Here is a 12,672-nt window from a genome sequence, read left to right as displayed (position 1 = left end):
GATGTAACGAATACTTCCATTGAAAGTCGCTATTGTAGCGGCTTTTTTTGTTTTTTGTACTAATTACGCAATGCATTATGTTACTGGAGCCAGAATAGAAAGGTGCTCTGAGCACCAATCCAACATTCAATCTACCTTAAGTGCTTCACTAGAAGCCTGCTTCCCGCCTTTTTTACGAACAAAACTAAGGATCAGCAGTAGCAGTGGTAACAAGCCAAATAAAAAAATGGACATATTGCCGAGAAAATCACCCAAAGCTAACGTTTCCTCCAGGTTTTTAGGCAAGTAAGCAATCAAATACAGCACTGGTAACATCGCAAATTGTATTCCGGTAATTTTTTTGAGACGAAACAAATCTCGAATACCAATGGATGCAAAATAGTGTTTAAAAGCATAGGTTGCAAAGATTTGCATCAGCCAAAACACGATGAACAGTGATTCATAACGTTCAAAAAGAAATCCCTCAATCTCAAAACTTCGAACCATATCGAATGTTGGCCACATCCGCGTCTCAACACCCGACAAAGATAAATTTCCCACAACTGTGACAATCGTGACCATGTATATCACCGTGCAAATAAGTATGCTGAAAATGGCAGTTTTATTACTCGCCTTCACGTCTTTCATGTAAGCTGTGACGATGAGCAAAACTTCATATCCGGAGTAGGAGAGACATGATGGCTTGAGTCCCCTCAATACAGGCATAATCCCCTCACCCAGAATGGGTCTGAGATTAGTGATATCAAACATTTTAGTACTCAAAAGGAAAACAAGCCCGAGCAACACCAGCGTAACGGGCAGAACGATTGAAAAGACACGAATGATGACCTTAAGACCACCTGTTAGCATGTAAATACCAATCCACAAACTGACCATAATGGTAACCCAACTAGGGGTACGCTCAAGAATGTACATACTTGTAATTTCAGCCATGACTCTGACTTCGAATGAACATAGAACAACAAAATATACGATAATTAAAAGTCCAATTAGATAAGAAATCCATTTTCCTGTGATTTCAGGAATAAATTCGAACACCGTTTTACCGGGAAATCTACGACATAAAGTGACAAGAAGCAGGCTGACTATGGTTACGATCAAACCAGCCAGGATGACGGAGATCCATACATCGGGTGTTTCTACCGCCTTGCTAATCGTACGAGGAAGCGTTAGTATTCCTGCACCAAGAATGGAGTTAATAACCACAATAATAACTTCAGAGGTACTGATTGTTGATGCGGATTTCGTCACAGGCTTCACTCCAAACCGGAGAATTTGTTTGTAGTGTTACCCAAAGAAGTTATTTTATGTAATCATTCATTTCGATGAGTTAAGATTATTACTCTTTAAAAACATATTCTAGTTCTGAACGAGTCAATGGAGTATGTCTCTCCAATTGTAACAGCTAGAACTTATATGAATTATATTAGATGTAATTTTTTACATAAGTTTTACATTCAAGTAATGGACCCTTGATCTCCTCTTGTTATGCTAGTTCTGTTTGGAATTACATAAGCCAATCTATCAAACAGACAAGGGAGAGAATTATGATCAGTCACTTCTACAAAAAGATGTTACCTATCCTGTTATCGCTTTCTTTGATATTCGGATGGTTCGCGGGTATTGGGGGAGTCAATTCAGCTCAAGCCGCATCGTTATCTGAGCCTGACATTCTGTTAGAACGCAACGCCAATTGGAGATACTTCGATCAGGGTCAGAATCTGGAATCGCAATGGCGTACTTCATATGATGATTCATCATGGGAAATCGGACCCGCCCCGTTTGGCTACAAGGACAACGGTAACGGTATAAGCACTTCTTATTTCGGGCCTCTCAAAACGGAAGTGAGTTATGGTGACGACAAAAAGTTAAAACACCGGACGACCTATTTAAGAACAAACCTAACCGTTAATAAGGATGAAATTAATGGTTATGGACAAATTCTCGGCACGTTCGGAATTGATGATGGGGCAGTTATCTATGTAAACGGTGTGGAAATACGTCGCTTTGGTATGCCTGAGGGCGAGATTCAGTATTCAACCAAAGCAACTTCAAGTCAAGATTTGCCTGTAATGTATGAGGACATTGATCTGACTGAGCCGTTGAAAACCTATCTGCACGATGGCAACAACGAAATTGCGGTTGAAGTTCATCAACAAAGCGACAGCAGCTCAGATTTGTATTTTGACATGGAGCTTAAAGCATTGGCGGAAGCGCCATCACTGGATATCAGTAAAGTAACCGTTACCTTCTATGGTGATGCTACCACGAGTAAAGGCTTCACTTGGTATACACCTCTTGCATCCACACAAAGCACTGTTCAAGTGTTGCCGAACCAGGGATCCGCTTCTGACTTCAGTCAAGCGCAAAGCTTCAACGGACGCTCATCCGTGGCTTCCAACTCTCCGGGAGAGATGGTGCATAAGGCGGAAGCAACAGATCTTATTCCGGATACCTCCTATTATTTTCGCGTTGGCGACCAAGATCTGGGCATATGGAGTGAGGTTGGCACATTCAAAACAGCTCCCACGAACGGAGCCTTTACGTTTATTGACCTGACGGATACCCAAGCTAAGGAAGAGGATGAGGCTATTCTATCTGGCTCTACACTTTCTAAAGCGTTAACCCAGGTTCCAGATGCTGCGTTTGTTGTTCATAATGGTGATGTTGTAGAAAATGGAACGTCAGAGCAGGAATGGAACTGGTTGCTTGGTCACTCCCAATCCAGTCTGATGAATACGACTATTGCACCATCCGCGGGCAATCATGAGAACAAGAATTATGCGTTCTACGAGCACTTTAACCTGAAGCATCCAGACAATGCTGGAACAATAACAGGTACTTACTATTCTTATGATTACAGCAAAGCTCATTTTATCGTACTGAACTCCAACGAAAATTCCTCGGAGTACGCCAACTTCTCCAACGAGCAAGTGGCATGGATGAAGCAGGATGTGGAAGAGGCAAAAGCTGCCGGAGCAGAGTGGATCATTGTGAACATCCATAAAGGGCCGTATACGACATCCAACCACGCCACAGACAGCGATATTATTGGTGCAAACGGTGTACGTAATAAAATTGCTCCGTTGATGAATGAACTGGGTATCGATTTGGTTCTTCAAGGACATGACCATATCTATGCTCGGACAAAGCCAATAAAAAGTGATGGCACAGCTGAAGATGTGTCCAAAATTACGGAGACTCTGAACGGACAGAGTATCGAATACGCAGTAAAACCAGATGGAACAATCTATATGATTCCAGCTACTGCAGGGGCAAAAGTATATTTTAAGAACCAAAAGCCAGAATTAGGTGAAGCGTATTTCAGCTTGTTCGAGCGTGCTGAAGAGAATCATGCAAGGCAGTATGGTGATACTACAAGCGCAGCCAGAGGCCAGGTTCAGAATTTTGTTTCATTCACAATCGATGGTGACAAACTTACTGCTGTAACGTATGAGGTTGACCAACATACCAATAACGGAGAGCCGTTCATTGTAGATCAATTCGGAATTCTCAAAGAAACGAATACGGTTCCTGTTCCAGAACAGATCAACAAAATAACGGTAACGTTCCATGGAGATCCGACCAAGAGCAAAGGGTTCACATGGTATACGTCAGATAAACTAGTACAAAGCGACCTTCAAGTCGTGGAGAAAACATCATCAGCACCTGACTTCGCACAAGCCAAATTATTTGAAGGACGTTCTGCTCAGCCTGCCAATGCTCCAACCGAGCGGATGCACAAAGCAGAAGCGACAGATCTGAAAGCAAATACGACCTATTTCTTCCGTGTAGGCGATGCTACCAAGCAAGTATGGAGTGCAACAGGTACGTTCCGTACAGCACCAGTAAAAGGCAAATTCACTTTCATTGATCTGGCGGATACGCAAGCGAAAGAAGAAGATGAGGCTATTCTGTCTTCCGAGACGTTGGCCAAAGCGCTGACTACAGTACCGGATGCACAGTTCGTTGTGCATAACGGTGATATTGTTGATAAAGGTGTCAAAGAAGAACAATGGAACTGGCTGCTCGGACATTCACAGGAAAGCCTGTTGAATACAACCATTGTCCCATCCTCCGGGAATCATGAGGACGAAAACTATGCTTTTATTGATCATTTTAATGTACAGCCTCCGGTGAATTCGGCAACAGAAACAGGAGCTTATTATTCTTATGACTATAGCAATGCACATTTTGTTGTATTGAATTCCAATGAGGATTCAACGGAGTATGACAATTTTTCGTTAGAGCAAGTCAAGTGGCTGAAGGATGATGTTCAGGCCGCCAAGAAAAAGGGAGCAAAATGGGTCATCGTCAACATTCACAAAGGCCCTTACACAACATCGAACCATGCAACAGACTCTGACATTATGGGAGTGAATGGAGTACGCTCCAAGATTGCTCCGATCATGGCGGAACTTGACATTGATTTTGTTCTTCAGGGGCATGACCATATCTATGCACGCACCAAACCGATTGACCAGAAGGGGAGCGCACGTCAACCAGAAATAGTCACGGAAATGCAAAATGGACAGAAGATGGAGTACTCTGTGAATCCCGATGGCACAATCTATCTGATTCCGGCAACAGCAGGTCCAAAAGTATATTACAAAAATCAAAGCACGAGTCTGGGAGAGGCCTACTACAGTCTTTTTGAGCGTGCAGAAGAAAATCATGCGGCACAATATGGCCCGGACCCAAGTGATAACCGCCGTCCCAAACGTAGTCAGGTCCAAAATTTTGTGGGAATTACGATAGATGATAGCAAACTGACGGCGATTACGTATGAAATTGATCAGAATGTGAATGGGGCCACTCCGTTCATCATTGATCAGTTTGGTATTGTGAAGAAAACAGAGACTACGATTCCAGATCCGGGTACATCCAATCCGGGACCATCAAATCCCGGCTCAGGTAACGGGTCCAGCAGCGGGAATAACTCCTCAGGAAACGCTGGAGATACAGTAACCGAGAACCGTCCTGACAACAGTACTGGCAACGGAAGCAATCCCGGCAATGAGACAGGGGCAGGATCAAACAACAATAATAATAATAGTGAAAACACACCACCAATGAAAGATACGGCTGGGCACTGGGCGAAATCTGCCATTGATCGAGCGCTTGCAGCTGGATTCGTGAATGGTTATGGCGATGATACATTCCGTCCGAATCAGAAAGTCACACGTGCCGAATTCATCACAATGCTAGGTCGTGCATTAAATCTGAATAACGTAAGCAACAATGTTCAATATACGGATGAAAACAAAATTCCTGCTTGGTCCAAACCGTACATTGCAGCAGCTGCATCCCTGGGCATTGTCAATGGTTACGCCAATGGTTCTTTCGGGCCAGATAAAACACTAAACCGATCAGAGATGGTCACCATGATCGTACGTGCAGGAGGAATCCCTACTGATTCTAATGCAAAACTAAACTTTAAAGATGCCAAGGATGTTCCGGCATGGGCAGTTTCATATGTAGCTTCTGCTGTAGAGGCAGGACTGGTAGGCGGTGTAGGCGGCAATCGTTTTGCACCGATGCAGACAGCTACTCGGGCGGAGGCGATTACACTTATACTCGGGCTTTTGGATAAGGTAGAATAACTTAGAGGAAATAATACAAAAGAAACCGCAGAGAGAAAGATTTCCTGTGGTTTCTTTTGTATGCAATATAACTTGGTTTTCTCATTGAAACTGTACAATGTAACATCAAATTTTCCTTTAATCAATGGTATACTGATCCCATTGTCTTTAGTTATGCTTGCTTGATAATGTATAGTTAATTAATGATAGAGGATTTATTTAATAATATTTTTCAAAGGATGTAGGTTATGCCAAAGAACGATAATATGTTAGCCATTCTATGGATGCTGAATTCAGGCACCAAAGTAACTGCAAAACAAATGTCCGAAAAGTTAGAAATCAATATAAGAACCGTATATCGATATATTGATGCATTATGTGCCAGTGGAGTACCGATCATTTCCGATACAGGTCACAACGGCGGGTATAGCTTGCTGAATCAGCATATCAAAGCACCTCTGTTATTTGATATGGAAGAAAAAAAGGCACTTCTCCAATCTGCTGTGTTTGCAAAAGAAGCTGGATACCCTTTGAGTGAGGCATTGGACAATGCAACATCCAAATTGAAAATGTATTCAAATCAGGAGCAGGAAAACACACTTCGTCGTCATTTAGCCGGGTTTAACGTTATTAATCGTATGGGAGACCCATCCGTTCAGCCGATCTTGGCGGAATTGGAGCAAGCCGTGGCTAATGATTGCTCTGTTGAAATTAATTATCGCAGAAGCCGTGATGAACAACCCAAAAAAAGAGTAATAGACCCGTATGGAATGGTTTACTGGAATAATAAATGGTATACCATTGCGTTTTGCCACTTGAGAAATGAATTCCGCAGCTTTCGGGCAGATCGTATTCTGCGAATCAAGCTTACTCCGATTCGCTTTAAGCGTTCGGAATCTTTTTCAGCTCGTGAATTTTTTCTGCAAAATTTGTTACCTGATGTAGGGAGCAAAGAGGGGTTAATTTCCTTGGTTATCGAAGGCCGATCAGAGGCATTGGATGACTTGGGGCTGCATTGGTTTATGGGACATTATCTGGAAGAGCGGACTCCCAATCAAGCCATTTTTTTATTTGATGAAAAATCAATTGATACATACGTCCCCTATTTTCTCCTATCCTATGGGAAATCCATTCAAGTCATCGAACCACAGCGTGTGAAGGACAGACTTGTTGCTGTTGTATCCGAGTTAATGGAATATTATCAACTTTAACAACTTCACTGACAGTAGATGTCAGTGAAGTTGTTTTATAATGATGACAATCTCGGATTACTGAGAAGGAAGGCGGAGTATACATATGAGTGAACAGACAAAACACAAGGCAGTATCCGGAAAATATACAAAGAAGGGCACACCTAACGGCGTTACATCGATTACTCCATTTATAACAGTGAAGGACCCTTCTAAAGCAATCCATTTCTATAAAGTTGTTTTCAATGCAAGGGTGAAGGATATCACTGAGCATCCGGATGGAAAGGGTAACACAATGATCGTTCATGCCGAATTGGATTTTGGAAATGGGTTTTTACAGCTGGGGGCAGCGAACCCGGCATATCAATTGGCTTTGCCCCCAGATCAAGATCATGCATATTATTCTTTAGGGATTTATGTCATTAATGTGGATGAAACCATTGCAACCGCCGTATCCAGAGGGGCGAAAGTAAGAGAAGAGATTATTAACTTTGCATCTGGTGATCGATTCGGAAGTATACTAGACCCTTTTGGTGTACGTTGGTCTATTCTGACTCGGATTGAAGATTTATCGGAAGAAGAAAGTAGTCGAAGGGTTGCGGAGTGGGCCAAAAGCGATTTCTCCATGAACAGCTAATTTAGAGCGCATCCTAAACATGGGTGCGCTCTTTTTCTACTGTCCGTATCCTATTCAGCTGTATGGGTCGTAGTATCTTCATTCAGCTTCTTATAATCCATTCCCCATGTTTCCATCACACTAATGATGGGTCTCAGCGTATTACCTAAATCACTCAAGCTGTATTCGACTCTGGGCGGTACCTCCGCATATACGGTGCGAATGACAATACCGTCTCCTTCCATGGAACGCAAATTTTCGGTTAATACCTTTTGGCTGATTTCCGGAATACTTTTGCGAAGCTCACCGAACCGTTGGGTTCCTTTCAGAAGATCTCTCATGATAAGCAATTTCCACTTGTTACCTATTAAACCAACTGTTGTTGCTACAGGGCATTCGGGCAACTCTTTTTTGGTAAACATTTAAGCTAATCCTCCAATAGTTACTTTTTGGTTCCTATCTAATAAAAAGGTGCCTACTTTCAAAACGATTATAATGCTTATATTATAAAGCTGTCGAGGAAAAAGCAACTTAAATGAAAGGAGGGAACATATTGCAAGAAAGCTTGTGGATGCAACTGGCAACCTATTTTTCAGAACATTGGCGTGCTTTCTTCGCTCTGGGACGAGAGCATATACAGGTCAGTTTACTGGCATTGCTTTGTTCTGCATGGATCGGAATAACGCTGGGATATCTGACCATCACATACAAACGTTTGGAAAAGTGGATTGTATCGCTCATTCAGATTTTGCGGATTGTACCTAGCCTGGCTGTGTTACTTCTATTAATCCCGTTGTTGGGCACTGGCACGAAGCCAGCGTTGATTGCTTTAATCTTATTGGGGGTACCTCCCATACTGATGAATACCATTTCCGGTTTGAACCATATTCCTCTATCCATTCTTGAATCTGCTCAAGGGGCGGGCATGTCAGATCGTCAAATGATGTGGAAGATCAAGTTCCCTCTTGCTGCACCACTCATTCTGACAGGCATCAAAACAGCTTCCATTGAAATTATCGCCAGTGCCACCTTGGCAGCCAAGATCGGAGCTGGGGGATTCGGTGAGCTCATTTTTACCGGTCTCGGACTCAATCGAATCGATTTGCTTCTAATTGGCGGGGGATCCGTAGCGATATTAGCCATCTTTATTGGAGTTTTGCTTGATCTATCTGAACGAATTTTATTTCGATATCAATTTTTGCAAAGGTAGGAACATGACATGAAAAACAAAAAGAAAAAAATCTATATCATAACTTCACTTATCATCGCATTATCACTCGTATTAAGTGCCTGTAGTGAGCAAAAAAATCAGGCTTCGGAAAATAAAGAAACATCGATTCGAATCGGCACCAAAGATTTCACTGAAAATCTGATTGTGGGGGAACTTTACGCTTTGGCGTTGGAGGATGCTGGTTACCAAGTAGAGCGTGTACCTAACATTGCGGGTTCTGTGATCCATTCTTCCATTGTAAATCAAGATATCGATATGTACCCCGAATACACAGGCACCGGTTTGTTAGCCATCCTGAAGCTGGACTTGTTGACAGATCCGGATGAAGTATATGCCACAGTGAAGGAAGAATATAAAAAACAATTCAACTTAACCTGGCTCGACTATTCCAAAGCTAATGATGGAGCAGGGCTCGTCATTCGTGCAGAAGCCTCGGAAAAATTGGGGATCAAGACGATTACTGATTTGCAAAAGCATGCAACCGAGCTTCGATTTGCCTCCCAAGGCGAAGTGGATCAGCGTGCAGATGGTATTCCGGCATTGGAAAAAGTATATGGCAAGCTAAACTGGAAGTCCTCCAAAGTGTATGACAATAGTCTGAAATATGAAGTGCTTAAAAATAACGAGGCAGATGTTGCACCTGCATATACGACGGAAGGACAACTCGTAAATAAAGATCAGTACATCCTATTGGAAGATGACAAACAAGTATGGCCCCCTTACAACTTGGCTCCTGTCATCCGTGATGAAGTGCTGTCTGCACATTCAGATATCGCGGAAGTTCTCAACAAGATCAGTTCGGCACTGGACACAGACACGATCACAGCACTTAATGCCAAAGTGGATGGTGATCAAGAAGAATATGAAGACGTTGCAAAAGCCTTTTATGAATCCATCCAATAAACGTAATGGTAATATGGGGCCACCAGCCATCAAATTTCATCATGTGTGCAAAACCTATTCAAACTCCAATGAATACGCAGTGAATCATGTGAATTTGTCTATTGATGAAGGGGAGTTTATTACGATACTAGGCTCCTCTGGATCTGGAAAAACAACACTTTTGAAAATGGTAAACCGCTTGTATGAACCTTCTCAGGGAAACATTCAGCTGTTTGGAGAAGATATTGCGGTTATAGATCCCGTGATGTTAAGAAGAAAGATTGGTTACGTCATCCAGCAGGTTGGATTGTTCCCGCATATGACTATCGCGAAAAATATTGCTACCGTACCTCGTCTATTGAAATGGGATAAAGAGAAAACTGAGCAGAGGGTCTCCGAACTATTGCATCTGGTGGGACTGGACCCTAGGACGTATGAACATCGCTATCCTTCCCAATTATCTGGAGGACAACAACAGCGAATTGGACTCGCCCGGGCTCTGGCGACCAATCCTGCGATCATGCTTCTGGACGAACCTTTTGGAGCCTTGGACGCGATTACCCGTCTCCATTTACAGGATGAATTATTGAAAATTCATGGAGGGTCGAATAAAACATTCCTGTTCGTCACACATGACATTAATGAAGCGTTCAAGTTGGGTAACCGGGTCATTATCATGAATCAAGGAAAAGTGTGCCAGTTTGATACGCCAAAAGAAATCGTTAATCATCCTGCCGATGAATTTGTAGCGTCGCTTATTCAATCTTCAAGGGAGCAAGAGCGTTTCTGGGAGGACTTAGAATGATCGACTATGCCATCAAACATCCAGATAAGTGGGGAAAAGCCCTGTTAGAGCATATGGAGATCCTGGTCATTACCATGGTGATCTCCATTATTATTGCCGTGATTCTTACCATCGTAGTACTGACTTCGGACTGGGTGTCACGCGTTTTCATTTATGTTTTTTCCATTCTGTATTCCATCCCCAGCCTGGCTTTGTTCACCATTATGATTCCTGTGACGGGGTTGGGTACAACGACGGCAATCATCGTGCTGATTCTATATAATCAATACATTCTTCTGCGCCATTTTATCGCCGGTTTGAATCATGTGGACGAACCTATCATTGAGGCGGCTACCGGGCTGGGCATGAGTCGTTTGCAAATATTGATTCAGATTCGGGCACCCTTGGCAATTCAAACCCTTTTTACAGGACTGCGACTTGCCTCCGTATCTACGATTGGTATGGCGACTATTGCTGCATTTATCAACGCAGGCGGGTTAGGGACGATCTTATATGATGGTTTACGCACCATGAATATCGATAAAATTCTATGGGGAAGCATCCTGTCCGCAGGACTTGCCCTAGCGACAAATGCATTATTCATTCAGTTGGAAAAACGAATCTATATCGGAGCGGGGAGATAAATTGTGATGAAGGCAGTTGTACTGGAAGGTGCCTGCGCACCTGAAGAACTAAACGTACAGGAGGTTCCTATTCCCGAAGTTAAACCAGGCTGGGTGTTAATCAAAATCAGAGCATTTGGCATTAACCGCTCAGAAATGTATACAAGGCAGGGGCACTCACCCTCCGTACAATTTCCGCGGATCATTGGTATTGAGTGCGTGGGGGAGATCGAGGACGCATCGGATAGCACATTCCAAAAAGGGCAGCATGTTGCTTCTCTGATGGGAGGGTTGGGGCGAGAATTTGATGGAAGCTATGCGGAGTATGCTTTGATTCCTTCAGAGCAGGTGTATCTCATTCCTGAAGGACTGGAGTGGACTACGCTCGCTGCCATTCCGGAAATGTATTACACGGCATACGCATCGTTATTTGAAAGTCTTCAATTAACTACGGGAGAAGTACTTCTCATTCGTGGCGGGACCAGTTCCGTTGGCCTGGCTGCCCTCCAGCTTGCCAAAAGCGTAGGAGCCACCGTCATATCGACCACTCGTGACAGCGGAAAGCTGGCTTATCTTCAACAGGCGGGTGCGGACTTCGCAATACTGGATGATGAACATTTTACAAATAAAGTAGTTGAAATTGCTCCAACTGGCGTAGACAAAGTGCTGGAATTGATCGGAACGCTTACCTTGAAGGAGTCTTTGCAATTGGTTTCGGAGAGAGGCATCTTATGCATGTCAGGCATCTTGGGCAATGAATGGACCCTTAATTCGTTTGAACCATTAATTGATATACCGTCAGGTGTTTTGTTTACGGCTTTTACAAGTGAAGTTATTAAAGAAACGGTGTTAGTCAATCTGTTTAACCACATCAAGGATCATGCGCTTGTCCCGCCCATTGCTAAAGTGTTCAAGCTCGAAGAAATAGCAGCGGCTCATCTGTTCATGGAGAGCAATACAGCGAATGGTAAAATCGTAATCACGAATGAATGAGGAGGAGAAAGTTATGAGCAATCGGATCATCGATTACAATCTTGAGACGATTCCAGAAGGAGCACAACCTCACTCGGTTACTGCCACCCCAGTTCAGATGGGCGGTCGTCATACATTACGAGTTACGTTAACGGATGAGGTATCCGATGGTGTACCAAACATTGATTTCATCGACATGCCAACATTCTTGAAAATTCCTGTAGAATTTAAAAATGGTACTTTATCGGTGGACATCTTTAGCAAGTTAAGAGATGATGCTCCGGCTTATGCACGCGGATTTGCAGGACTGGCATATCGCATAAGTGACCATACGGATGCCTTTGAAGCCGTTTATATTCGTCCCCTTAATGGCTTAAAGACACAACCAGAGGCACCGCGCGACAAACGTGCCCTCCAGTATTTCGCATATCCGGATTGGAAGTTCGACAGACTGAGACAGGAATACCCGGATGGACGTTTCGAAGCGGGAGCAGACATTGGTCCTGCAGAGTGGGTTAATCTTACATTAGTCATGGATAATTCAAATCTGAAAGCATATATTGGTGGGACCGAGTGTATTTCTATAGATCAGACTAAAGCGACAGTGATCACTGGATATATTGGTCTATTCGTAGATATCGGGACTGAGGCTTTCTTTTCTAATCTTCGCATTACGATCTCCAATTGATCAACGTCATGGTGCCCTACTAAAAACAAAACTGTTTGAACTCATCGGATTTTGATCTGTGAGCTTGATAAAAAAGTTGCGAAGCTTTGCTGCTTTGGATATGA

At 43.2% G+C, this 12,672-nt stretch carries 11 protein-coding genes; 9 read left to right on the top strand and 2 right to left on the bottom strand.

All coding sequences use genetic code 11. The features are described from left to right. Positions 1 to 126: 126 nt before the first annotated feature. A complete protein-coding gene (locus NSQ38_RS20590) occupies positions 127 to 1,251 on the bottom strand; it encodes a GerAB/ArcD/ProY family transporter (protein WP_339783859.1) in 1,125 nt (374 codons plus the stop codon). A gap of 296 nt (positions 1,252 to 1,547) precedes the next feature. On the opposite strand from NSQ38_RS20590, the gene NSQ38_RS20585 reads away from it, so the two are divergent. The 3 genes from NSQ38_RS20585 (at position 1,548) to NSQ38_RS20575 (ending at position 7,409) form a co-directional block, all read left to right on the top strand. Further along, entirely contained in the window at positions 1,548 to 5,603 is a 4,056-nt protein-coding gene (locus NSQ38_RS20585) for an S-layer homology domain-containing protein (RefSeq protein ID WP_339783858.1), read from the top strand. Between the two features lie 227 nt (positions 5,604 to 5,830). Continuing rightward, positions 5,831 to 6,793, top strand: a complete 963-nt coding sequence (locus tag NSQ38_RS20580; RefSeq protein ID WP_339783857.1) for a WYL domain-containing protein — start codon at positions 5,831 to 5,833, stop codon at positions 6,791 to 6,793. 85 nt (positions 6,794 to 6,878) lie between these two features. After that, complete coding sequence (locus NSQ38_RS20575; RefSeq protein WP_339783856.1) at positions 6,879 to 7,409, top strand: VOC family protein; 531 nt, start codon at positions 6,879 to 6,881, stop codon at positions 7,407 to 7,409. 50 nt (positions 7,410 to 7,459) lie between these two features. On the opposite strand, the gene NSQ38_RS20570 is transcribed toward NSQ38_RS20575, so the two are convergent. Further along, positions 7,460 to 7,810 (bottom strand): helix-turn-helix domain-containing protein, encoded by a 351-nt coding sequence (locus NSQ38_RS20570; RefSeq protein WP_338586759.1) that lies wholly within the window; start codon positions 7,808 to 7,810, stop codon positions 7,460 to 7,462. 131 nt (positions 7,811 to 7,941) lie between these two features. Between NSQ38_RS20570 and NSQ38_RS20565 the strand changes: the two genes are divergently transcribed. From NSQ38_RS20565 to NSQ38_RS20540, 6 genes are read left to right on the top strand one after another with little or no spacing between them, the layout of a single operon-like run. After that, on the top strand, positions 7,942 to 8,598 hold the full coding sequence (locus tag NSQ38_RS20565; protein ID WP_339783855.1) for an ABC transporter permease: 657 nt from the start codon (positions 7,942 to 7,944) through the stop codon (positions 8,596 to 8,598). A gap of 9 nt (positions 8,599 to 8,607) precedes the next feature. Then, entirely contained in the window at positions 8,608 to 9,522 is a 915-nt protein-coding gene (locus tag NSQ38_RS20560; protein WP_339783854.1) for a glycine betaine ABC transporter substrate-binding protein, read from the top strand. After that, the gene (locus tag NSQ38_RS20555; RefSeq protein WP_339783853.1) at positions 9,506 to 10,306 is read left to right on the top strand and encodes an ABC transporter ATP-binding protein; all 801 of its coding nucleotides are present in this window, start codon (positions 9,506 to 9,508) and stop codon (positions 10,304 to 10,306) included. Before NSQ38_RS20560 ends, NSQ38_RS20555 begins: the two co-directional genes overlap by 17 nt. After that, positions 10,303 to 10,929, top strand: a complete 627-nt coding sequence (locus tag NSQ38_RS20550; RefSeq protein WP_339783852.1) for an ABC transporter permease — start codon at positions 10,303 to 10,305, stop codon at positions 10,927 to 10,929. Before NSQ38_RS20555 ends, NSQ38_RS20550 begins: the two co-directional genes overlap by 4 nt. 6 nt (positions 10,930 to 10,935) lie before the next feature. Then, positions 10,936 to 11,901, top strand: a complete 966-nt coding sequence (locus NSQ38_RS20545; RefSeq protein WP_339783851.1) for a zinc-binding alcohol dehydrogenase family protein — start codon at positions 10,936 to 10,938, stop codon at positions 11,899 to 11,901. Between the two features lie 13 nt (positions 11,902 to 11,914). Beyond that, a complete protein-coding gene (locus tag NSQ38_RS20540; RefSeq protein WP_339783850.1) occupies positions 11,915 to 12,568 on the top strand; it encodes a hypothetical protein in 654 nt (217 codons plus the stop codon). The last annotated feature ends 104 nt before the right edge of the window (positions 12,569 to 12,672 follow it).

Origin of the sequence: Paenibacillus sp. FSL R7-0313 (assembly GCF_037969885.1) — a bacterium.
Lineage (GTDB): Bacteria > Bacillota > Bacilli > Paenibacillales > Paenibacillaceae > Paenibacillus.
Note: the sequence above shows the minus strand (reverse complement) of the source record. Positions and strands in the feature narration are given on the sequence as shown.

Bases quoted from the DNA above. Each gene is read 5' to 3' on its own strand.
- NSQ38_RS20585 (WP_339783858.1), top strand. From the start codon at position 1,548: ATGATCAGTCACTTCTACAAAAAGATGTTACCTATCCTGTTATCGCTT.
- NSQ38_RS20580 (WP_339783857.1), top strand. From the start codon at position 5,831: ATGCCAAAGAACGATAATATGTTAGCCATTCTATGGATGCTGAATTCA.
- NSQ38_RS20575 (WP_339783856.1), top strand. From the start codon at position 6,879: ATGAGTGAACAGACAAAACACAAGGCAGTATCCGGAAAATATACAAAG.
- NSQ38_RS20570 (WP_338586759.1), bottom strand. From the start codon at position 7,810: ATGTTTACCAAAAAAGAGTTGCCCGAATGCCCTGTAGCAACAACAGTT.
- NSQ38_RS20560 (WP_339783854.1), top strand. From the start codon at position 8,608: ATGAAAAACAAAAAGAAAAAAATCTATATCATAACTTCACTTATCATC.
- NSQ38_RS20555 (WP_339783853.1), top strand. From the start codon at position 9,506: ATGAATCCATCCAATAAACGTAATGGTAATATGGGGCCACCAGCCATC.
- NSQ38_RS20550 (WP_339783852.1), top strand. From the start codon at position 10,303: ATGATCGACTATGCCATCAAACATCCAGATAAGTGGGGAAAAGCCCTG.
- NSQ38_RS20545 (WP_339783851.1), top strand. From the start codon at position 10,936: ATGAAGGCAGTTGTACTGGAAGGTGCCTGCGCACCTGAAGAACTAAAC.
- NSQ38_RS20540 (WP_339783850.1), top strand. From the start codon at position 11,915: ATGAGCAATCGGATCATCGATTACAATCTTGAGACGATTCCAGAAGGA.